Genomic DNA, 22,112 nt, shown 5'->3' with positions numbered 1-22,112 from the left:
TTCAGGCGAAAAAAAACGCATGCACCCTGGAGCACATGCGTTTGAGGTCGCCGCGGCGCCGCTAAGCGGCGCAAGCGGCTCAGGGGAATTTAGTGCGTGACGCGGGTCACGCCGCCGCTGGAGAGCAGCCGCACCCGGTCGCCGGCCTGGAACACTTCGCCGGTCGCGCTTTGCGTGATGGCGCGGATGTCGCCGTTATCCAGACGCACGGTGATTTCAAGACCATCGCGCATGGCGACGCCGTTCTCGACCGCGTTACCGGCCACCGCACCGGCGATACCGCCAATGATGCCCGTGACGATCGAGCCGCGGCCGCCGCCGATGGCACTGCCGGCCACCGCACCCAACGCGCCGCCACCGATAGCGCCGAGGCCGCTCGGCTGGCCGTTGTTCGAGCTGATCTTCACGGCGCGCACGCTATCGACGGTGCCCATGCGGACCGTTTCTTCGCGCTGCGCCTGCGATGCCGTGTAGACATCGGCCGAACTGCTGTTATACGCACAACCCGACATAACCAGCGAACCGAGGATCACTGCGGCTACTACCAGGCGACTCGTTGTTTTCATTCCCTAACTCCAAATTAGCTCTTCGGCCTTACGGCAGGTCGTATCCAAACGCCTGCTTGAACCGTTCGTTGATTTCCGCCCGCGTGGGCGCGTAGTTTTGCGGCCCTTGATGCTCGATCTTGAGCGCGCCCATCAGGCTCGCCAGACGGCCCGTGGTGGCCCAGCCAAGCTGCTTCTCGATGCCGTAGAGCAGGCCGCCGCGGAAGGCGTCGCCGCAACCGGTCGGGTCGAGGACCTGCTTGGCCGTGACGGCGGGAATCTCTTCGATGCCGGTTGCATGATGGATTTGCGAACCATGCTCGCCGCGCGTCACGATCAGTGCTTCGACCCGGCTGGCGATCTCTTCGACCGACCAGCCCGTTTTGTCGCTCACCAGTTTGGCTTCGTAATCGTTGACAGCTACGTAAGTAGCAAGTTCAATCATGCGGCGCAGCGACGCACCGTCGAACAGCGGCAAACCCTGGCCCGGATCGAAGATAAACGGCACGCCGGCGGCCGCCAGCCGTTCGGAGTGTTGGATCATGCCTTGATAGCCGTCCGGTCCCACGATGGCGAGCGTGATGTCTTTCGCCTCGTCTGCGTGGTTCAGGTGCGCCTGCATCATCGCGCCCGGGTGGAAGGCGGTGATCTGGTTGTTTTCGAGATCGGTGGTGATCATCGCCTGCGCCGAGTACGTGTCCGGCAGGACCAGCACGTGTTCCCGCGACAGGCCGAGCTGGTCGAAGCGATCAAGATAGAGTTGCGCGTCGACCGCGCCGAGCGTGCCCATGATGCGGGCGTCGCCGCCCAGCAGGTGCAGCGAGTAAGCCATGTTGCCCGCGCAGCCGCCGAATTCGCGGCGCATCGTCGGCACAAGGAAGCTCACGTTGAGGATGTGGACCTGCTCCGGCAGGATGTGCTCCCGAAAGCGGCCCTCAAAGGTCATGATGTTGTCGTAGGCGAGCGAACCGCAAATCAGCGTAGCCAAGGCGAGTGGTCCTGTAAAAGTCGAACTGGGTAAAACATTTAACAAAAGCATGCCACGACGCAAAAGCGCCGCGCTCGAGGCGCGGCGCTGGATCGGGCGCGAGAGGCTTACTTCAGCGCGGCGAGTGCTGCGTCGTAGTTCGGTTCGTTCTTGATTTCGCTAACGAGTTCGGCGTGAACCACGTTGTCGTTTTCGTCGATCACGACCACGGCGCGAGCCGTCAGGCCGGTCAGCGGGCCGCTCGTGACGTCCACGCCATAGGCTTGGGCGAACTCATGGCCGCGGAAGGTCGAGGCGGTCAGGACGTTTTCGATGCCTTCGGTCGTGCAAAAGCGCGTGGCCGCGAACGGCAGGTCGCCCGACACGACGATCACGGCCGTGTTCGACAGCTTGCCGGCGGCCTCGTTGAACTTGCGCGTCGAGGTGGCGCAGGTCGGCGTGTCCAGGCTCGGCACGATGTTCAGCACTTTGCGCTTGCCGGCGAAATCGGCGAGCGTGACCGGCTTGAGATCCTTGCCGACCAGCGAGAAAGCGGGTGCCTTGTGGCCCACGGTCGGGAACGTGCCGGCTACTTCGATCGGGTTGCCACCCAGCGTGACTTGACTCATGTTGTGCTCCGAAGATTCGTCAGGGATTGACGGTGAACGCGCCCGAGTGCTCCAGGCGCGCAAGAATGCTGCAGCTTGTGTTCAAGGGTAAAAAATCTGTACCCGGAAATTCGATGCGACGGTGTTGCCGGTATCCAGATGCACGATCATGGTTTGGGTCGTGCGAGCGGGCAGGCCGGCCGCGATCGGCGTGCCGGGTTTGACGTAGTCCTGCGGCCACAGCACGCGGCGCACGGCGACGTTGTTCTGGTCGTCGAGCAGCGTGAGTTCGATGGCCGGGTAGGCCAGCGCCACGTTATAGCGATTGCGCAGCGGCATCTTCAGTTCGAGCTTGTGCGGGCCGTCGATCTGCCGCAAGTCGGACGGCTCGACCTGCAGGCCGTCGATCGCGTGCGGCGGCGTGACCGTGCAGCCGAGCGGGTCGCAGGCCTGGGCGTAGAGCGCTTGCGAGTCTGGCCAATCCACCATGATCGTCTCGCGCTGCCACCACGCGAGTTGGGCCAGTAGTCCGATGAAAAGCAGCACCGCGACGAGCGCGCCGACGATGCGCCAGCCGAGCCGCCGCGGTGCGGGCACACGGGTTTCGCGGACGACCGGAAACGGATCGGCTTCGTCCGCCGGCGGATTGACGGCGAAGGGGGTGGCCGCTGCTGCCGTGCCGAAATGCGGCTCGCGATCCGGGGCGCTGCGCAGCGCGGCTGCCGCTGCTTGCGCGTCTGGCTGCAGTGCGGGTTCGTCCTCGGGGCGCTCCAGCGGCCGCCATGCTCGCGGCGCCGGTTCAGGGGCGGCTTCGGGTGCCGCTTCGGCCCTGGTGGCGTGCTGGCTCGCCGCGCTGAGCGGCTCGGGTGCGGCCGCAAACACGGGTTCCCGGTCCAGGACAGCATCCGTTTCGACACCTGCCGGCCGCATCTGCGGCTCATCGGCATGCCGCGGGGTGACCGCGACGCTGGCGGCAACGGGCGCCAGCGGCAGGTTGGTCGCGTTGTGGAGCAGGGTCTGGTCGATCGCGGCGTCAGGCTGAGGGGCCCATGGATTCCAGGCCTCGGCGCTGAAGTCCGGTGCTTTGGGCGGCGCGCTTGCGCCGCCGTTCGCGCTTAGCGCGCTGACCGCCGCCGCGGAAACCGGGGTGGCGTTGGCGAAATCGGCGCCCTCGGCGGTTTCATACAGACTGCTCGAAGCGTCGAACACTTCCTGGCAATGCCCGCAGCGCACGAGGCCGCGGCGCAGCGAGAGCTGCGCGGGCTGGAGCCGGAAGACCGTTTCGCAGAAAGGACAGCGGGTCGCCAGGAGCATATTGAGCCGGTTGGCCGCAGGGCCGTTAGTTGGACAATACGTCTTATTCTAATGGCTTTCCCGGCGCGTTCCCGCCAGGCATACCCAACCTTCGTGTTCACGCCAGACGGCGATGTCGATCCACTGCTGATAAACGCGCGCGACTTCTTCTGCCTGACGGGCGAGAATGCCCGACAGCGCAAGGCGTCCGCCCGGTTTCACCTTCGACGACAGCATCGAGGCCATCAGCTTGAGTGGATTGGACAGAATATTGGCAACGACGATATCGAACTCGCCGGCCGGGCAATCTTCGGGCAGCCCGTAGGTGACCTCGGCGCGATTGCGCTCGCTGTTGTGGCGAGCGGATTCGACCGCTTGTGGATCGATGTCGATACCGTAGACCGGGTTGGCGCCGCACTTCTTCGCGAGAATGGCGAGGATGCCGGAGCCGCAGCCGTAATCGAGCACCGACTGGTTCGGCGCCACCGCCTGCTCCAGCCACTCCATGCATAGGCGCGTGGTCGGATGACTGCCGGTGCCGAAGGCGAGGCCGGGGTCGAGTTCGAGCACGAGAGCGTCGGGGTCCGGCGCGTCATGCCAGGACGGCACCACCCAGATGCGCTGGCCGATCGGAATCGGATCGAACTGCGACTGCGTGAGCCGCACCCAGTCCTGTTCTTCGACTTCGCGCACGCTAAACGATGGGGCAGGCGCGAGGCCCAGCTCGTTGGCCGCCGCCGTCAACAGCACGGCGGGGTCGTGTTCCGGCGCCAGCAGCGCGATGACGCGCGAGTGCTGCCAGGCCGTGCGATCAGGCGTGAGACCGGGTTCGCCGAAGAGCGGTTGCTCGTCGGGCGTATCGGCATCCGCATCTTCCACCGACACGGACAAGGCACCCAGCTCGAGCAGCGCATCGGATAGCTCCTCTGCGTGCTCACGTGCCAGCTCGACGATCAGTTCCCGGTAACTCATGACTTACGCTTCTTCCGGTGCGGCCTGCAGCTTCGCAGCCAGCCGGTTTTCGAGGTAGTGAATGCTGGTGCCGCCCTCGACGAACTTCGCGTCGAGCATCAGCTCGCGGTGCAGCGGGATGTTGGTCTGAATGCCTTCCACCACCATTTCCGACAGCGCGATACGCATCCGCTTGATGGCCTGCTCACGGGTTGCGCCGTAAGCGATCAGCTTGCCGATCATCGAATCGTAGTTCGGCGGTACGAAATAGCCGTTGTACGCGTGCGAATCGACGCGGATGCCAGGGCCGCCCGGCATATGCCACGACGTCAGGCGTCCCGGCGACGGAGTGAACTTGAACGGATCTTCGGCGTTGATCCGGCATTCGATCGCATGGCCCTTGAACACGATGTCGCGCTGGCGGAAGGCGAGCTTTTCGCCGGCCGCAATGCGGATCTGTTCCTGGACGATGTCGACGCCCGTGATCAGTTCGGTCACCGGGTGTTCGACCTGCACGCGCGTGTTCATCTCGATGAAGTAGAACTCGCCGTTTTCGTACAGGAACTCGAACGTGCCCGCGCCGAGATAGCCCATCTTCTTGCAGGCGTCCGCGCAACGATCGCCGATGCGGTCGATCAGACGGCGCGCGATACCCGGCGCCGGCGCTTCTTCGATCACCTTCTGGTGGCGGCGCTGCATCGAGCAGTCGCGCTCGCCGAGCCACACGGCGTTCTTGAACGAGTCGGACAGGACCTGGATTTCGATGTGCCGCGGGTTCTCCAGGAATTTCTCCATGTAGACCTGCGGGTTGCCGAAGGCACGGCCGGCTTCTTCGCGCGTCATGTTGACCGCGTTGACGAGCGCCGCTTCCGTGTGGACCACGCGCATGCCGCGGCCACCGCCGCCGCCGGCTGCCTTGATGATCACCGGATAGCCGACCTGGCGGGCAATTTTCACGATCTCTTTCGGATCGTCGGGCAACGCGCCTTCAGAACCCGGCACGCACGGCACGCCGGTCTTGATCATGGTCTGCTTGGCGGTCACCTTGTCGCCCATCATCCGGATCGTTTCCGGGCGCGGGCCGATGAAGGTGAAGCCGGACTGCTCGACGCGCTCGGCGAAGTCGGCGTTCTCGGAGAGGAAGCCGTAGCCGGGGTGAATCGCCTCGGCGTCGGTGACTTCGGCCGCGCTGATCAGCGCCGGCATGTTCAGGTAGCTCAGGTTGGAAGGCGCCGGGCCGATACAGACGGCCTCGTCGGCGAGCTTCACATACTTGGCTTCCTTGTCGGCCTCGGAATAGACGACGACCGTCTTGACGCCGAGCTCACGGCACGCGCGCTGAATCCGGAGCGCGATCTCGCCGCGATTGGCAATGAGAATTTTTTCAAACATAGCGGGTTTTCGACTCATCAATGGGCGCCGGTTGATCACAACGCAGCTGCCTCAGAGGATCGGTCGCGCGCCCCGGTCTGGCAGGCGCGCGGACGGCAAACGCAAAGCGTGCCGCGTTAGCCGACCACGAACAGCGGCTGGCCGTATTCGACGGCTTGCCCGTTGTCGACGAGGATTTCCTTGACCACGCCGGACTTGTCCGACTCGATCTCGTTGAGCAGCTTCATGGCTTCGATGATGCAGATCGTCTGGCCTTCCTTGACCGTGTCGCCCACCTGGACGAACGGCTCAGCGCCCGGCGACGGCGCGCGGTAGAAGGTGCCGACCATCGGCGAGGTCACCACATGGCCTTGCGGTGCAGCGGCGGCCGGTGCGGCAGGCGCAGCGACGGCCGGTGCTTCTGCGGGAGCACCCACAGCCGGTGCCGGCGCGGCGTACTGCGGCGCGTAGGAAGCGGACGGCTGGACGTAAACCGGCGGTGCATTCTTGACGATTCGGACCTTGCCTTCGCCTTCGGTCACTTCCAGTTCCGAAATGCCGGACTCGGAGACGAGGTCGATCAGAGTCTTCAGTTTACGTAGATCCATTGGGCATCCCCTTTCAATGCGTGAAGTGCCGGCGGCGTTGCCTGCCGGCTCAGAATAGGTTTGTTGGAATCAGCCGCGCTGTGTGCCGGCGGCGAGCCGGTCGAGCGCGAATTCGAGTGCGTACAGATATCCCTTCCAGCCGAGGCCGCAAATGACGCCCTCTGCCTGGTCGGAGAAATACGAGTGATGCCGGAACGGTTCGCGACGATGCACGTTCGACAGATGAATCTCGACGAACGGGATGCCGACCCCCGCCAGTGCGTCCCGAATCGCCACGCTGGTGTGCGTGTACGCGGCGGGATTGATCAGAATGAAATCGGTTTTCTCGATCCGTGCGGACTGGATGCGATCGACCAGGGCGCCCTCATGGTTGCTCTGGAACGACGCGAGCTCGACGCTAGCGTCCGCTGCGCGGTCCGCCAGCGCCTGATCGATCTGTGGCAGCGTCACGTGACCATAGACCTCCGGTTCCCGGGTGCCGAGAAGGTTGAGGTTAGGTCCGTGCAGTACCAGCAGTCGCGTCATGGTCGCTTCTATTTCCGTGGAATTGGGCGCACTTTAGCGCTTATTAGAGAAACTTGTCTAGTTTCACGCGCAGAAGGATTGATTCCGGCGGCTTTCGACGGAGCGCCGGGACGCGCAACTTCTCGCAATTTTATGCAATCTGCGCGCAATCCGGCCTGTTCCGGCCACAATTAAACCTTAGGCGAATGTGAAGTTTACAGCGCGTCGAGCGTCTGTTTTAGCTCTTTCGGCTGAATTTGACCTAATTTTGTCGACCGAACGTTGCCGTTTGCGTCGATGACGACGGTATAAGGCAGTCCGCCCGCATTATTGCCGAAGGCCCGGGCGAGGTCCGCGCCGCCGAAGCCGATCACATAGACGGGGTAGTCGACCGGCACCTTTTGCAGGAAAGCCTTCACATTTTTGTCGGAATCGACCCCAAGTCCGACGAATTCAATGCCTTTCTTCGCGTACTCGCGATGCAACTGGGCGAGCGTGGGCATTTCCTCGACGCACGGCCCGCACCACGAGGCCCAGAAGTTGATCACGACTGGGTGTCCCTTAAATAGGCTCAGCGACTGCGGCTTGCCGTCGGGATTGGTGACGGGCGCGGTCCACAACTGTGTGACGGCGCTTTGCGGCGCCGGTTGGGCCGCTTGAGCGACGTCCACGCCGTCTGCGTTCAGCACGCTGTGGCCGGTGAGTACGCCCACACCTGCCGCGATCATCGCTACAACCGCACAGGCGAGTATCCGCTTGGTCTTCATTGCTTTCCGATCAATTGTTGGGGGAGGTTACGCTGCTCTCGTCGAGCAGCGCCTGCACGGCCTGGACGCTGGCCCGCGCGTGACGGCCGCGGGCGTCGGCACGCACCGCGCCGCGCAGGTCGTCCGTGCCGTACAGCGCGACGTGCACGCCGACCGGGTCGGCGCCGTGCGCCTCGCGCTCAGGCCGCCACATGAAGCTGAGCGTCTCGACATAGCCGCGGCCGGCGAAATGGCGCGTCTCCGAGACATCGTATTGCACGTTGGCGTTGAGAAAATAGATCGCGACGTCTTTGGGGTTGTCGCAGAACGCCTGCAGATACACATCCGAGTGTTCGCCCGCCGTGCCGTTCAGCACTGCGCCGGTCAGATACGGGTTGAACGGCGCGAGCCGCTGCATCCAGTCGAGCGCGACGCCGCGCAGGCGGCGCAGCACCGCCGGCTGACTGTCGCCCTGGAAGAGCGACTGGTATTCGCGGATTTCTTCTTCGATCTGGTCGTTATCCGGCAGCCATTCGCCGGACACGCGCGTCTCTCCGACGACCTGCCGCGCAGCCTTGCGCTTGGCCGTCGAATAGTCCAGACCGTCCTCGGCGATCATCCGCGCAGCGGCAATGGCGATTTCCTCGCGCACCCGCTGCGGATCGAAATGTGATTTGCGAACCATCTCACAATCATACTAGAGATTGAAGGGCGCCCTTTGGGGGTGCCGGGGCGGCATGCCAGCGTCCGCTCGCCCGGGCAGCCCCGAGCCCTTCCGCGCTGCGTAGGGCGATCAGAGGGTGTCGGTTACAATAGCGTCCTTTGCAGACGGACCTTTTCGGCCCCTCCTGCACACCTCTTCCCACGCAAAAATTCGCCCGCGCGGCACGACAGGCTTATGCACATCCACATCCTCGGCATCTGCGGCACGTTCATGGGCGGTCTCGCGGTACTCGCGCGCGGCGCCGGGCACACGGTCACCGGCTGCGACGCCGGCGTCTACCCGCCTATGAGCACGCAGCTCGAGGCCCAAGGCATTCGTCTTATAGAGGGTTACGGCGCGGAGCAGCTCGATCTGAACCCCGATCTGTTCGTGATCGGCAATGTGGTGTCGCGCGGCAATCCGTTGATGGAGGCGATTCTCGACCGCGGCTTGCCCTATGTGTCCGGTCCGCAATGGCTTGGCGAGCATGTGCTGAACGGCAAGTGGGTGCTGGCGGTAGCCGGCACCCACGGCAAGACCACCACGAGTTCGATGCTCACCTGGCTCCTCGAGGACGCCGGCCTCAACCCGGGCTTCCTGATTGGCGGCGTGCCGCTGAACTTTGGCGTCTCGGCGCGGCTGACCGATTCGAGCTTCTTCGTGATCGAAGCCGACGAGTACGACACCGCGTTCTTCGACAAGCGCTCGAAGTTTGTCCATTACCGGCCGCGCACGGCGATCCTGAACAACCTCGAGTTCGATCACGCCGATATTTTCCCGGATCTCGCCGCTATCGAGACGCAGTTCCACCATCTGGTCCGTACGGTGCCTGGCATCGGGCGGATCGTGACCAACGGCCGTGAGGACGCGCTCGAACGGGTGCTGGCGCGCGGCTGCTGGAGCGAGGTGGAGCGTTTCGGCGTGCAGGGCGGCTGGCAGGCGCTGCCGGCCGAAGACGGCGTGCCCGTCGACGAGCGCTTTGCGGTGTATCACAACGGTGTGCGTGCGGGCGTGGTCGACTGGCAGGTGCAGGGCGAACACAATCGCATGAACGCGATCGCGGCCATCGCCGCGGCGCGCAGTGTCGGCGTGCCGCCGGCCCAGGCCGCGCAGTCGCTCGCGAGCTTTCGCAATGTGAAGCGCCGCATGGAAGTGCGCGGCAGCGTCGACGGCGTAACGGTGTACGACGACTTCGCCCACCATCCCACGGCGATCGAAACAACCGTCGCGGGTCTGCGCACACGGGTCGGCCGGGAACGGACGCGCATTCTCGCCGTGCTGGAACCGCGCTCGAACACCATGAAGCTGGGCGTGATGAAGGCGCAATTGCCGGGAAGCCTCGCTGACGCAGACCTCGTGTTCGGCTACGGCGCGCCGAGCGGACGCGACGCGCTGGGTTGGGATCTCGGCGAAGCGCTGGCGCCGCTCGGCGACAAGGCGAAGGCCTTCGACAACCTCGATGCGCTCGTCAAAGCGGTCGTGGCGGCGGCGCAGCCGGGCGACCAGGTGCTGGTGATGAGCAATGGCGGCTTTGGCGGCGTCCACCAGAAGCTGCTCGATGCGCTCTCGGCACGGCCGGTTCAGGCGCGGACGGCTCAGGCGCAACCGGCTTCACCCGGGCGGGGCGCAGCGTGATCCTTTATCTGCACGGCTTCCGTTCCTCGCCGAATTCGTTCAAGGCGCGCGTGATGGCGGCGCGTCTGGCGGAACTCGGCCGCTCGGCGGAGTGGTGTTGCCCGATGCTGCCCGTGTCGCCGCTCGAGACGATCGCGCTGGCTGAATCGCTGGTGGCCGCGGCGGGGACGCAACAGGTGACGGTGGTCGGCAGTTCGCTCGGCGGCTATTTCGCCACGCACCTCGCCGAAAAGCATGGCTGGCCGGCGGTGCTGCTGAATCCAGCGGTCGTGCCGCAGCGCGATCTCAGCCAGTACCTCGGCGAACAGCCGCTGTGGCACGGCGGCGGCAGCATCGTCGTCGAGCCGCATCATCTGGATGAGTTGCGCGCACTCGGGGTCGCATCGATCACGCGGCCCGAACGCTATTATTTGATAGCTGCGACCGGCGACGAAGTGCTCGATTACCGCGAGATGCTCGCGCACTATCCGGGCGCCCGCACCACGCTGATTGAAGGCAGCGACCACGCGATCAGCGAGTTCGAGCAGTATGTCGACGACGTGCTCGCGTTTTGCGACGCAGAAGATTTAGAACCGCCGGCGCCACGCGCGGCGGCCTGATTCGTTGATTCATGCCGACCGCGCCCAGCATGAGCGCGGCGGACCTACCACCACGAACACGTTGCCGCCGTGCGGGCCGGATTGCCCCGCCAGGCGCCGCGGCAGATGCAAGTCAGAACGAGAGTATTGAGTGAACGTTTTCTTTGAGGAATCGGGCAGTTTCAAGGCGGGCAGCGTGCTGTCGCGCCAGGGCGATGCATTCCAGGTCGAACTGCCGGGCGGCCGCCGCACCAAGGTGCGCGCGAAAGATGTGCTGATCGAATTCGAGAAGCCGAGCGCCGGCGATCTGATCCAGCAGGCCGACGCCGCTGCGCAGGAGATCGATCTGGACTTCCTGTGGGAATGCGCGCCCGACGACGAATTCCCGTTTGCGACGCTGGGCGCCGACTATTTCGGCGCTTCGTTCGGTCCGGTGGAGCGGGCGGCGCTGGTGCTGCGCATGCACAGCTCGCCCGTGTACTTCCGCCGCAAAGGCCGGGGCCAGTATCAGCGCGCGCCGCAAGAGCAGCTCAAGATGGCGCTGGCCGCGCTCGAGCGCAAGCGTCAGCAGGGGTTGGTGCAGGCGCAGTACGAAGAGGAACTGAAGGCCGGACGCCTGCCCGAAGCGCTCACCGGCAAGGCCCTGGGCCTCTTGACCAAGCCGGACAAGAACACCATCGAATACAAGGCGCTCGAAGCGGCAGCGGCGGCACGCGGTATTTCGCAGGCGCGTCTGATGCTCGAATGCGGCGGGATCCCGTCTGCACGTGCACTGCACGAAGCGAAATTCCTGTCCGAGTTCTTCCCGCACGGCACCGGCTTTCCGGCGGTGACGCCGGGTGCGCTGCCTGAGGATCTGCCGCAAGCCGATGTCGAAGCCTTCTCGATCGACGACGTGACCACTACCGAGATCGACGACGCGTTTTCGGTCGAACATCTCGCCGATGGCCGCGTGCGCATCGGCGTGCACATCGCGGCGCCGGCGCTCGGCATCCAGCCCGGCGACCAGGTGGACGACATTGCCCGTACGCGCCTGTCGACGGTCTATATGCCTGGCGACAAGATCACGATGCTGCCGGACAGCGTCGTCGAAGCGTTCACGCTTGCGGAGGGAGACTACCGGCCGGCGCTGTCGCTGTATGTGATCGTCAATCGCGAGACCCAGGAAATCGTCGCCAGCGAGACGCGCGCCGAGCGCGTGTTCGTGAAGAACAACCTGCGCCACAACACGCTCGACGAACTGGTGACTGAAGAGGCACTGGCTGCCGGCAGCGGCGAATACCCGCACAAGGAAGACATTGCGGTGCTGTGGCCGTTCGCGCTGGCGTTGTTCGAGAAACGCCAGCAAGCGCGGGCGGGCTATGGCCTGCGGCGCGAAGTGCAGCGCAATACCGATTTCAACTTCTACGTGGAAGGCGAGCACATCACGATCACGCCGCGCCGCCGCGGTTCGCCGCTCGACACGATCGTGGCGGAGCTGGCGATTCTCGCCAATTCGTCGTGGGGCGCGTTCCTGCACGACCACGGCGTGCCGGGGATTTACCGCACGCAGCGCGCGTTCGGTGCACCGTCGGGGCCGAAGCGCACGCGCATGCAGACCAATGCGGCGCCGCACGAAGGTCTCGGCGTGACGCAGTATGCGTGGAGCACCTCGCCGCTGCGTCGCTACGTCGACCTGGTCAATCAATGGCAACTGCTCGCGTGCGTGCAGCACGGCGTGACCGCCAAGCTGGCCGCACCGTTCAAGCCGAAGGACGCCGATCTGTTTGCAGTGGTGCAGGGTTTTGACGATACCTACTCCGCGTATGCCGATCACCAGCGCCGCATGGAGTACTTCTGGTGCCTGCGCTGGCTGAAGCAGGAGAACAAGACGCAGGTGGTGGCGTCTGTGGTGAAGGACGATCTCGTGCGGCTTGAAGAGATTCCGTTGCTGCTGCATGTGCCGGCGCTCGGAGTGCATGCGCGCGGCACGCGCCTGCTGATGGAAGTGATGTCGATCGACGAACTGACCGTCGAAGCGTCCGTGCGGAAGCTGCATGTGCTCGATGCGCCGACGGTCGCGAGCGGCACCGAAGCGGAAGAAGCGGACGAGGGCGAAGAAGAACTGCTCGACGCCGCGGACGATTCCGCCGAGAGCGAAGCGGAAGCTCAGGCGGAAGCCTCGGGCGAGGGTAACGCCGAGGGCGCAGCCGACTCCACGGAAAGCGGTAGCGAAGGCGATGAGGCGGCGTCCGCTGACCACCACGTCGCGGAGCCGGGGCAATGAGCCAAATGGGCAGCCCGCGCGACCGCTATGCGGTGATCGGCAATCCGGTCGGTCATAGCAAGTCGCCATTCATTCACGCGCGCTTTGCCGAGCAGACCGGCGAGCCGATCGAGTACACGCATCTGCTGGCGCCGATCGAAGCGTTCGTCTCGCACGTGCAAGCCTTTATCGAGGCTGGCGGCCGCGGACTGAACGTGACGGTGCCGTTCAAGCTGGAGGCGCACGCGTTTGCCACGAGGCTGTCGCCACGCGCGGCTGCTGCGGGCGCAGTGAACACGCTGCGTTTCGAGGCCGGCGAAATTCATGGCGACAACACGGATGGTTTCGGCCTCGTGCGCGATATCGAGGTCAACCTGGCCACGCCGCTCAAGGGCGTACGCATTCTGCTGCTGGGCGCCGGCGGCGCCGCACGCGGCGTGGTGCTGCCGATGCTGGAACGCGCGCCGCACACGCTGACGATCGTTAACCGGACAGCCGCGAAGGCGCAGGAACTCGTGAGCCAGTTCGGCGAGGCGGCGCAAGCCGCCGGCTGCCGCCTGACCGGAGGCGGCGCTACGGCGATCGAGCCGGGCGCCTACGACGTCATCGTCAACGCGACTGCCGGCAGTCTCGATGCCGCGCTGCCTGAATGCGACGACCGCGCTTTCGGCGGTGGCACGCTCGCCTACGACATGATGTACGGCGCCCAGCCGACGGTGTTCATGCAGCACGCGCAGACCTTGGGCGCACGCGCCGCCGACGGCTTGGGCATGCTGGTTGAGCAGGCCGCCGAATCGTTTTACATATGGCGCGGCGTACGTCCCGACGGCGCACCGGTGCTGGCGGAACTGCGCCGGATGCTGGCGGCGCCGAGCGCGGCCTGACGAGACTCGGCAAGACGGCGGGTGTAGCCGCGGCGGAGCCGCCCTTGCCGCCGGGGTCCGGGCAAGCGTGAGAGCCGGCGAGCATGCCGGAGGTTGCAGAATCTATCGAACCGAGGACCGTGACGACGATGACAGTAACGAGGCGCGCAGGCCGGCCCGGCCCGACCCGGTGGATGCTTTACGTGGGCGCTGTGGTCGCTATTGCCTGGATTGCCACGCAGCTGTTCTACTTCGCGCAGATTGCCGTCTGGAACTACGTGAATCCGCAATCGACGGCATTTATGCGTTCCGACGCGTGGACGCTCTCCGCGGACCGGCCCGATCTGTCTATCCAGCATACCTGGGTACCGTACGAGCAGATTTCGCGCAACTTGAAGCGTGCGATTATTGCCTCCGAGGACGCGAACTTCGTCAACAACAACGGCTACGAAACCGACGCAATTTTGCAGGCGTGGGAGAAGAACAAGGCGCGCGGCAAGATTGTCGCGGGCGGTTCGACCATTTCGCAGCAACTGGCGCGCAATCTGTTTCTATCGCGGCAGAAGAGTTATATCCGCAAAGGGCAGGAGCTGATCATCACGTGGATGCTTGAGACCTTGATGGACAAGGAACGCATTTACGAGATTTATCTCAACTCCGTTGAGTGGGGTAATGGAGTTTATGGCGCCGAGGCTGCGGCTCACTATTACTATAAGACTTCTGCTGCGAAGCTGAGCGGGTGGCAGTCTGCGCGGTTGGCGGTGATGTTGCCGAGGCCTAAGTATTTTGATGAGCATCGGAGTTCGCCGTATCTCGCGCAACGCGCGGGGGTGATTGCTCATCGGATGGGGGCGGCTGAGTTGCCGGAGTGAAGGTTTAGGGGTTTTGCCTGCGGCGCCTTGGTTTTGGTTGTTCTTCCTGCGGTGTCGGCCTTTCCTTGATCTGATATTGGTCTATTAGCGTTGCCCCTGTGCGGGGCGGCACCTACTTTTCTTTGTCCCCCCAGGGGACTTCCTTCGGGGCGCCGGCCGCAAAGAAAGTAGGCAAAAGAAAGCGGGCTCACAACCGCTAGCTCGTAGTGAGCCATCTCGGCCCACTACGGGAAACGGCCCAAGACGAGACCTGCTCCCGCACCACTCGCGTTAGTGACAAAGCACTCATCCGTTCCAGCGTCGCACTCCGCGCCCCGCCGCCGGGCATAACGCCCTCTGCAAATTATGTAGGCATGCTAACTGTATTGGATCGACTGGTTTTCCTGGCAGACTCGTCCGCGACGCACGTAGTGCGGAGTGGGGTGGATGAGTGCTTTGTCACTAACGTGTATGGTGCGAGAGACGATCTTGTCTTCGGACCACTAACGGTTATGAAAGAGGTGGACACCTACAGGCTGGCGGTGTGAGCCCGCTTTCTTTTGCCTACTTTTCTTTGCGGCCGGCGCCCCGAAGGAAGTCCCCTGGGGGACAAAGAAAAGTAGGTGCCGCCCCGCACAGGGGCAACGCTAACAGACCAATATCAGATCAAGGAAAGGCCAACGCCGCAGGCAAACAACCAAAGAGCAAGGCGCCGCAGGCAACCCCAAAAGCCATGCGCAGCCAAAAATCCCATTATATGAATCCAACACTCACATATTGGAGATTTCAAAAAAACCGCCCTACAATCCGAATCAACAAGCTCGCAGGGCAACGCTGCAAGACCGCATAAACCGCGAGTCAAGCCGCCTGCAAGGCAAAAACGCAAAAAACGGCCATCCCCCTCCGCACACCGTGCGGCCGGTGCGGACCGAACAAACGGAGACAATCAGCCATGCCCATCACCGTCAGGCAGAAAGAGAACGCGCGCACGCGCCATGTTCCGTCCCGTTTTGCCGGCAGTCAGTCCGGCCCCGCGCGCTAATCCCCCATCCTTCGCCCAATCGCCATGAACAAAGCGATGTCCACTCACGCCGACGCCGGATCCGACACCGGTGACGAAGCCGCGCTGCAACCGCGCGTCCGCACCACGAACGGCGCTGCAGGTTCACCCGCGCCCAACGACGAAATCGCCTTGCCGAGCACGCTGCTCGACATCACGCCGCAGCAAGCCGGCACGCAAACGCTGTTGCGCGGCCTCGCGATCCTCGAAGCGGCTGCCAGCGGCGTGCGCGATCTGCGCACCTTCGGCGCCACGCTCGGTACGACCCGCAGCACCACTCACCGGCTCGTCAGCAGCCTCGTGCAGGCGCGCTATCTGCGCCAGGTGCAGGGCGGCTATCTGCTCGGGCCCAAGCTGATCGAACTCGGCACCATCGCGCTCGAACAGATGCCGCTCACCACGGTGGCGCGCCAGCATCTCGAGTCGCTCGCCGAACAGACGCTCGACACGATCCACCTCGGCGTGCGCGATGGCGACGACGTGCTCTACATCGACAAGATCCCCGGCACGCGCGGTCTGGAAATGCGCTCGCGGGTGGGGCATCGCATGCCGCTGGCGTCGACCGGCATCGGCAAGGCCATGATGCTCGACCTCAAGCCCGATTCCTGGCAGTCGCTGTTCGAGGCGTCGCGCCGTGCGCTGGCGGGCGTCAGCTTCAAGCCGGATAACCGTCCCGATCTGCCGACTTTCATGCAGCGCATGACCACCTATGCCGCTGGCGGCTATACCTTCGACCTCGAAGAAAACGAGGCGTCGATCCGTTGCGTCGCAGCGCCTGTGCGCGACGCCTCGGGCTCGATCGTGGCGGCGCTCTCGGTGGCAAGCACGATCCCGTATATGTCGCTCGAGCGGATGGACGAGCTGATCCCGGTGGTGCAGCGCGAAGCGCGTGCCATCTCGGAGGAACTCGGCTGGCGGGTGCCGCAGCCGGCGACACGCAGGATCAAACGATGACGCAAGCGGGTTCTCCCATGCCGCTCAACACCGTCGCCAGTGTCGGCAACACCGCAAACGGAGCGAGCGCCCAGCATTCGGTGGGCGCCGGCGTCGCGCCGCAAGCGGACACCGTGAGCTTCGATCAGGCTGCGCTGGTCGCGCTGGACTGGGGCACGACGTCATTGCGGGCGTACCTCTTCGATGCAGCCGGCCAAGTGCTGGCGACGCACGAGTCGAGCGCGGGCATCATGAATTTGCCGCGCGCGGCGGCCGAGGGCGGCTTCGACGCGGCCTTCGAATCGGCGTGCGGCGCATGGCTCGAGCGCGTACCCGGCCTGCCGGTGATCGCAGCGGGAATGGTCGGCAGCGCGCAAGGCTGGCTCGAAGCGCCGTATGTGGATGCGCCGGCGAGTGCCGATGCGCTCGTCGCTGGCATCGTGCGGGTGCGGACCGCCCGTGGCGTGACCTTGCATATCGTGCCAGGCGTACTCGAGCGCGGTGAACTGCCCAACGTCATGCGCGGCGAGGAAACGCAGATTTTCGGTGCGCTCGGCGACGACGCTGCTGCAGCAGACGACTCGAGGCCCGAACTGATCGGACTGCCGGGCACTCACGCGAAATGGGTGGTGGTGCGCGCTCGCCGCATCGAGCGGTTTCATACCTTTATGACCGGCGAGGTGTTCGCAGCGTTGCGCGAGCACACGATTCTCGGCCGTACGATGGTGACGCCCGATCGTCTGGATACCGATGCATTTCTACGCGGCGTGAACATCGCGCGGCTGAAAGGGCAGGCGGGTGTGCTCGCGACGGTGTTCAGCTCGCGCACCCTTGGCCTGACCGGACAGCTTACTGGCCAGCAGCAACCCGACTATCTGTCGGGCCTGCTGATCGGCCACGAACTTGCCGGCCTCGGCACTGTGCTAGCGCAACATCAAACCGGCCTCGCGGGTCACGCGCTGCGCCTGATCGGCAATGAAGCATTGTGCGAGCGTTATCAGCTTGCGCTGACGCAATTCGGCTGTACCGAGGCGAAGCTGGTCCGGCAAGCCACCGAACGCGGCCTGTGGCGCATTGCGACTCAGGCAGGACTGTCGGCAACGGCGGCGACGCCTGCGCTGACGCCGGCCTCCGGCGCTGCACGCGCCAGTTAAGCCGCCGCGCACGACATAGACAAGGAACCGAGATGCAACCCCACATCAATTTACCCGCCCCGTATCTGCCGCATGCGGCTCTGATGGCCGCGTTCGCGGCGTGCCCGCTGATCGCGATTCTGCGCGGCGTCACGCCCGCCGATGCCGCCGAACATGGTCAGGCGCTGTACGAAGCGGGTTTTCGGATCGTCGAGGTGCCGCTCAATTCGCCGCAGCCGTTCGATAGCATTGCTGCGATCCGCAAGGCGCTGCCGGCCGATGCAATCGTCGGTGCGGGCACGGTGCTGCATGCGAGCTTCGTCCACGAGGTGAAGTCGGCGGGGGGCGAACTGATCGTCATGCCGCACAGCGATGCGGAAGTGGTCACGGCCGCGAAGGCTCAGGGCCTGGCGTGCGCGCCGGGCGTCGCCACCCCGAACGAAGCGTTCCTCGCGCTGAAAAACGGCGCCGACGTGCTGAAAATGTTCCCGGCCGAACAGCTCGGCTGCCAGGTCGTGAAGGCCTGGCGCGCGGTGATCGCGGCGGAAGTGCCGCTGGTGCCGGTCGGCGGCATTACGCCGGACAACATGGGGCCGTTTCTGACCGCCGGGGCGAACGGCTTCGGCCTCGGCTCGGCGCTGTACAAGCCGGGCCAGAGCCCAGCGGCGACGGCCTCGCATGCGCGGGCCTATATCAACGGCTTGCGGATCGCTCGAGCGAGCGCAAAGAAATGAACCGCCTCGCCAACAAGGTCGCGTTGATTACCGGCGCCGGTCGCGGCATCGGTGCGGCCATTGCGCTGGCGTTTGCGCGCGAGGGTGCGGCGGTCGTGCTGGCGGAACTGGATATTGAAACCGCGCAGCGCACCGCGCGAGATATTGAAGTGGCGTGCAGGACAAGCGGCGTCCCAGGTGCGAATGGTGTGAGTGCGACCAGTGACGGGAGCGGGCCGGCAGCTAGCGGCGCGAAAGTGCTCGCCGTGCAGACCGATGTGACGCAATCCGCCTCGGTCCAGCATGCGGTGCGCGAAGCCGAAAACGCATTCGGCGCAGTGGACGTGCTGGTGAACAACGCCGGCATCAACGTGTTCTGCGACCCGCTGACGATGACCGACGACGACTGGCGGCGCTGCTTCGCGGTCGATCTGGACGGAGTCTGGAACGGTTGCCGCGCGGTGTTGCCGGGGATGGTCGAGCGCGGCGCGGGCAGCATCGTGAATATCGCCTCGACGCACGCATTCAAGATCATTCCGGGCTGCTTCCCATACCCGGTGGCGAAGCACGGCGTAATTGGATTGACCCGCGCGCTCGGCATCGAATATGCGCCGCGCAATGTGCGCGTCAATGCGATCGCGCCGGGCTACATCGAAACGCAGTTGACACACGACTGGTGGAACGGTCAGGCCGATCCGGCCGCGGCGAGGCAGGCGACGCTCGACCTGCAGCCGATGAAGCGTATCGGCCGCCCGGAAGAAGTGGCGATGACGGCGGTATTCCTCGCTTCGGACGAGGCGCCGTTTATCAATGCGAGCTGTATCACGGTGGATGGCGGGCGCTCGGCGCTGTACCACGACTGAGCCGCACGAGAACAGAAGCAAGCTGCGCTGCGTCGTGGAACGCGCACCGCAAGGAAGCAGAGCGAAACAACGCGAGGCGCCATAGATAGAGCGCCCGCCCAGTTTTAACCGGTTGACGCGCTGGCCGCGTGTGTCAGGACCGGATAAGAAGACGCGGCCGATACCTTCTCGTTATCTACTAATTAGTCAGGAGACTGCAACATGAAACGTAGAATTTTCCTCACGCTGGCCGCTGCAGCAGCAGGTGTGCTGTTCAACGCGCCCGTCGTCCAGGCCGCTGACGAGGTCAAGATCGGTTTTCTGGTGAAGCAGCCGGAAGAACCGTGGTTCCAGGACGAATGGAAGTTTGCCGAGATTGCTGCCAAGCAGAAGGGCTTCACGCTGGTGAAGATCGGCGCACCCTCGGGCGAGAAGGTGATGAGCGCTATCGACAACCTGGCCGCACAAAAGGCGCAGGGTTTCATTATCTGCACGCCTGACGTCAAGCTCGGACCGGGCATCGTCGCCAAGGCGAAGGCTGATGGACTGAAGATGATGACGGTCGACGACCGCCTCGTCGACGGCGCAGGCAAGCCGATCGCCAGCGTGCCGCACATGGGCATTTCGGCCTACAACATCGGCAAGCAGGTTGGCGAAGGTCTGGCTGCGGAAATCAAGAAGCGTGGCTGGGACATGAAGGATGTCGGCGCGATCGACGTGACCTACAACCAGTTGCCGACCGCAGTTGACCGCACGTCCGGCGCAACCGACGCGCTCGTCGCCGCAGGTTTCCCGAAGGCCAACGTGGTTGAAGCGCCGCAAGCGAAGACCGACACGGAAAACGCTTTTAACGCTGCCAACATCGCACTGACCAAGAATCCGCAGTACAAGCACTGGATCGCCTACGGCCTGAACGACGAAGCCGTGCTCGGCGCCGTGCGTGCAGCAGAAGGCCGCGGCTTCAAGGCGGACAACATGATCGGTATCGGTATCGGCGGTTCGGATTCGGCCTTGAACGAGTTCAAGAAGCCGACCCCGACGGGCTTCTACGGCACGGTCATCATCAGCCCGAAGCGCCACGGCGAAGAAACCTCGACGCTGATGTACGACTGGATCACGCAAGGCAAGGAACCGCCGATGCTCACGCTGACGACCGGCATGCTGGCCACGCGTGACAACGTCGCGGACGTGCGTGAAAAGATGGGTCTGGCATCGAAGTAAATAGTCGTGCAGCGGCTGGCCGCCGGACCTTCGGGTCGCGGCGGCTGACCGCGAAGGCAGCGCGCGCAGGACATGGATGACTCGCGCGTGCTGGCAGGTGCAATAACAGTTGAGACAGACCGATGTGCTGGCAAGGCGCGAAGCCGTGCCGGACCGCACGGTTCACAGGATGCAACAGGAGGCGAAGTGTCAGCGACGCTGCGTTTTGACAATATCGGTAAGGTCTTTCCAGGCGTGCGTGCGCTCGACGGCGTGTCCTTCGACGTGAACGTCGGCCAGGTGCACGGCCTGATGGGCGAGAACGGCGCAGGGAAATCGACCCTGCTGAAGATTCTCGGCGGTGAATACCAGCCGGATTCGGGCCGCGTGATGATCGACGGCAACGAGGTGCGTTTCGGCAGCGCGGCCGCGTCGATCGGGGCCGGCATCGCGGTGATTCACCAGGAACTGCAATATGTGCCCGACCTCACGGTCGCGGAAAACCTGCTGCTCGGCCAGTTGCCGAACTCGCTCGGCTGGGTCAATAAGCGCGAAGCCAAACGCTTCGTGCGGGAGCGGCTGGAAGCGATGGGCGTGGCGCTCGATCCGAATGCGAAGCTGCGCAAGCTCTCGATCGCGCAGCGTCAGATGGTCGAAATCTGCAAGGCGCTGCTGCGCAATGCGCGCGTGATTGCGCTGGACGAGCCGACCAGTTCGCTGTCGCATAGCGAGACTGAAGTGCTGTTCAAGCTGGTGCGCGACCTGCGTGCCGACAACCGGGCGATGATCTATATCTCGCACCGGATGGACGAGATCTACGAGCTGTGCGATGCGTGCACGATTTTCCGTGACGGTCGCAAGGTGGCGTCGCATCCGTCCCTCGAAGGGGTGAAGCGCGAGACGATCGTGAGCGAAATGGTTGGCCGCGAGATCTCAGATATCTATAGCTATAAGCCACGCCCACTTGGTGAAGTGCGTTTTGCCGCCAAGGCGATCGAAGGGCATGCGCTCAAGGAGCCGGCCAACTTCGAAGTGCGACGCGGCGAGATTGTCGGCTTCTTCGGTCTGGTGGGCGCGGGCCGCAGCGAACTGATGCACCTCGTGTATGGCGCCGATCACAAGAAGAGCGGCGAAATCATCCTCGACGGCAAGCCGATCAAGGTGCGTAGTGCGGGCGAAGCGATCCGTCACGGCATCGTGCTGTGCCCGGAGGACCGCAAGGAAGAGGGCATCGTTGCGATGGCGACCGTGTCCGAGAACATCAACATCAGCTGCCGCCGCCACTATCTGCGCGCGGGTTTCTTTCTGAATCGAAAGAAAGAGGCGGAGACAGCGGACCGTTTTATCAAGCTGTTGAAGATCAAGACGCCGAGCCGCCGCCAGAAGATTCGCTTCCTCTCGGGCGGCAACCAGCAGAAAGCGATTTTGTCGCGCTGGCTCGCGGAGCCGGATCTGAAAGTGGTGATTCTCGACGAACCGACGCGCGGTATCGACGTCGGCGCGAAGCACGAGATCTATAACGTGATCTATCAGCTCGCGGAACGCGGTTGCGCCATCGTGATGATTTCGTCGGAATTGCCGGAAGTGCTGGGCGTGTCCGACCGCATCGTCGTGATGCGGCAAGGCCGCATTTCGGGCGAACTGCCGCGCAGCAAAGCGACTGAACAGACGGTGCTGAGCCTCGCCTTGCCGCAAAGCTCGACCGCACCGCAAACCGCCGCGCCGCAGGCGGCCTGACACTGACCGGACGCGAGTCCCCAATA

The 22,112-nt window shown here is 64.2% G+C and carries 21 protein-coding genes; 11 read left to right on the top strand and 10 right to left on the bottom strand.

Annotation, left to right across the window (positions count from 1 at the left end):
* Nucleotides 1-89: 89 nt before the first annotated feature.
* The 10 genes from BLQ92_RS22500 to BLQ92_RS22455 all read right to left on the bottom strand — a co-directional run bounded on the left by BLQ92_RS22500 (nt 90) and on the right by BLQ92_RS22455 (nt 8,278).
* Entirely contained in the window at nt 90-566 is a 477-nt protein-coding gene (locus BLQ92_RS22500; RefSeq protein WP_090686739.1) for an outer membrane lipoprotein, read from the bottom strand.
* A gap of 28 nt (nt 567-594) precedes the next feature.
* Nucleotides 595-1,533 (bottom strand): carbohydrate kinase family protein, encoded by a 939-nt coding sequence (locus BLQ92_RS22495; RefSeq protein WP_090686738.1) that lies wholly within the window; start codon nt 1,531-1,533, stop codon nt 595-597.
* A gap of 107 nt (nt 1,534-1,640) precedes the next feature.
* Nucleotides 1,641-2,141 carry a thiol peroxidase gene (gene tpx / locus BLQ92_RS22490; RefSeq protein ID WP_090686737.1) on the bottom strand — a complete coding sequence of 167 codons (501 nt, stop codon included), beginning with the start codon at nt 2,139-2,141 and terminating at the stop codon, nt 1,641-1,643.
* 81 nt (nt 2,142-2,222) lie between these two features.
* Nucleotides 2,223-3,434, bottom strand: a complete 1,212-nt coding sequence (locus BLQ92_RS22485) for a zinc-ribbon and DUF3426 domain-containing protein (RefSeq protein ID WP_090686736.1) — start codon at nt 3,432-3,434, stop codon at nt 2,223-2,225.
* Nucleotides 3,435-3,482: 48 nt separating this feature from the next.
* Nucleotides 3,483-4,385, bottom strand: coding sequence for a 50S ribosomal protein L11 methyltransferase (prmA, locus tag BLQ92_RS22480; protein WP_090686735.1), 903 nt, complete (start codon nt 4,383-4,385; stop codon nt 3,483-3,485).
* A gap of 3 nt (nt 4,386-4,388) precedes the next feature.
* Nucleotides 4,389-5,756 carry an acetyl-CoA carboxylase biotin carboxylase subunit gene (gene accC, locus BLQ92_RS22475; protein WP_090686734.1) on the bottom strand — a complete coding sequence of 456 codons (1,368 nt, stop codon included), beginning with the start codon at nt 5,754-5,756 and terminating at the stop codon, nt 4,389-4,391.
* Between the two features lie 116 nt (nt 5,757-5,872).
* On the bottom strand, nt 5,873-6,343 hold the full coding sequence (accB, locus tag BLQ92_RS22470; protein WP_090686733.1) for an acetyl-CoA carboxylase biotin carboxyl carrier protein: 471 nt from the start codon (nt 6,341-6,343) through the stop codon (nt 5,873-5,875).
* A 69-nt stretch (nt 6,344-6,412) separates the two neighbouring features.
* Complete coding sequence (gene aroQ, locus BLQ92_RS22465; RefSeq protein ID WP_090686732.1) at nt 6,413-6,868, bottom strand: type II 3-dehydroquinate dehydratase; 456 nt, start codon at nt 6,866-6,868, stop codon at nt 6,413-6,415.
* A gap of 194 nt (nt 6,869-7,062) precedes the next feature.
* Nucleotides 7,063-7,614: a TlpA family protein disulfide reductase gene (locus BLQ92_RS22460; protein WP_090686731.1), complete on the bottom strand. Its 552-nt coding sequence runs from the start codon at nt 7,612-7,614 to the stop codon at nt 7,063-7,065.
* A 10-nt stretch (nt 7,615-7,624) separates the two neighbouring features.
* Complete coding sequence (locus BLQ92_RS22455) at nt 7,625-8,278, bottom strand: UDP-N-acetylmuramate--alanine ligase (RefSeq protein ID WP_090686730.1); 654 nt, start codon at nt 8,276-8,278, stop codon at nt 7,625-7,627.
* Between the two features lie 213 nt (nt 8,279-8,491).
* On the opposite strand from BLQ92_RS22455, the gene mpl reads away from it, so the two are divergent.
* The 11 genes from mpl to araG all read left to right on the top strand — a co-directional run bounded on the left by mpl (nt 8,492) and on the right by araG (nt 22,086).
* Entirely contained in the window at nt 8,492-9,931 is a 1,440-nt protein-coding gene (mpl, locus tag BLQ92_RS22450; protein ID WP_090686729.1) for a UDP-N-acetylmuramate:L-alanyl-gamma-D-glutamyl-meso-diaminopimelate ligase, read from the top strand.
* Nucleotides 9,928-10,530 (top strand): YqiA/YcfP family alpha/beta fold hydrolase, encoded by a 603-nt coding sequence (locus BLQ92_RS22445; protein ID WP_090686728.1) that lies wholly within the window; start codon nt 9,928-9,930, stop codon nt 10,528-10,530. Before mpl ends, BLQ92_RS22445 begins: the two co-directional genes overlap by 4 nt.
* Nucleotides 10,531-10,660: 130 nt before the next feature.
* The gene (locus BLQ92_RS22440; RefSeq protein WP_090686727.1) at nt 10,661-12,775 is read left to right on the top strand and encodes a ribonuclease catalytic domain-containing protein; all 2,115 of its coding nucleotides are present in this window, start codon (nt 10,661-10,663) and stop codon (nt 12,773-12,775) included.
* Nucleotides 12,772-13,638: a shikimate dehydrogenase gene (gene aroE, locus BLQ92_RS22435; protein WP_090686726.1), complete on the top strand. Its 867-nt coding sequence runs from the start codon at nt 12,772-12,774 to the stop codon at nt 13,636-13,638. The genes BLQ92_RS22440 and aroE overlap by 4 nt, the downstream gene beginning before the upstream one ends.
* A gap of 128 nt (nt 13,639-13,766) precedes the next feature.
* On the top strand, nt 13,767-14,489 hold the full coding sequence (gene mtgA, locus BLQ92_RS22430; RefSeq protein ID WP_090686725.1) for a monofunctional biosynthetic peptidoglycan transglycosylase: 723 nt from the start codon (nt 13,767-13,769) through the stop codon (nt 14,487-14,489).
* A 1,045-nt stretch (nt 14,490-15,534) separates the two neighbouring features.
* Nucleotides 15,535-16,482: an IclR family transcriptional regulator gene (locus BLQ92_RS22425; protein ID WP_090686724.1), complete on the top strand. Its 948-nt coding sequence runs from the start codon at nt 15,535-15,537 to the stop codon at nt 16,480-16,482.
* Nucleotides 16,479-17,615 (top strand): 2-dehydro-3-deoxygalactonokinase, encoded by a 1,137-nt coding sequence (locus tag BLQ92_RS22420; protein ID WP_090686723.1) that lies wholly within the window; start codon nt 16,479-16,481, stop codon nt 17,613-17,615. The genes BLQ92_RS22425 and BLQ92_RS22420 overlap by 4 nt, the downstream gene beginning before the upstream one ends.
* A gap of 32 nt (nt 17,616-17,647) precedes the next feature.
* Complete coding sequence (locus tag BLQ92_RS22415) at nt 17,648-18,328, top strand: 2-dehydro-3-deoxy-6-phosphogalactonate aldolase (protein WP_090686722.1); 681 nt, start codon at nt 17,648-17,650, stop codon at nt 18,326-18,328.
* The gene (locus BLQ92_RS22410) at nt 18,325-19,170 is read left to right on the top strand and encodes an SDR family oxidoreductase (RefSeq protein ID WP_090686721.1); all 846 of its coding nucleotides are present in this window, start codon (nt 18,325-18,327) and stop codon (nt 19,168-19,170) included. The genes BLQ92_RS22415 and BLQ92_RS22410 overlap by 4 nt, the downstream gene beginning before the upstream one ends.
* A gap of 201 nt (nt 19,171-19,371) precedes the next feature.
* Nucleotides 19,372-20,370, top strand: coding sequence for an arabinose ABC transporter substrate-binding protein (locus BLQ92_RS22405; RefSeq protein ID WP_090686720.1), 999 nt, complete (start codon nt 19,372-19,374; stop codon nt 20,368-20,370).
* A gap of 186 nt (nt 20,371-20,556) precedes the next feature.
* On the top strand, nt 20,557-22,086 hold the full coding sequence (araG, locus tag BLQ92_RS22400; protein ID WP_090686719.1) for an L-arabinose ABC transporter ATP-binding protein AraG: 1,530 nt from the start codon (nt 20,557-20,559) through the stop codon (nt 22,084-22,086).
* The last annotated feature ends 26 nt before the right edge of the window (nt 22,087-22,112 follow it).

Origin of the sequence: Paraburkholderia phenazinium (assembly GCF_900100735.1) — a bacterium.
Lineage (GTDB): Bacteria > Pseudomonadota > Gammaproteobacteria > Burkholderiales > Burkholderiaceae > Paraburkholderia > Paraburkholderia phenazinia.
The sequence above is the reverse complement of the archived record's forward strand: the minus strand, read 5'-3'. Positions and strand labels throughout refer to the sequence as shown.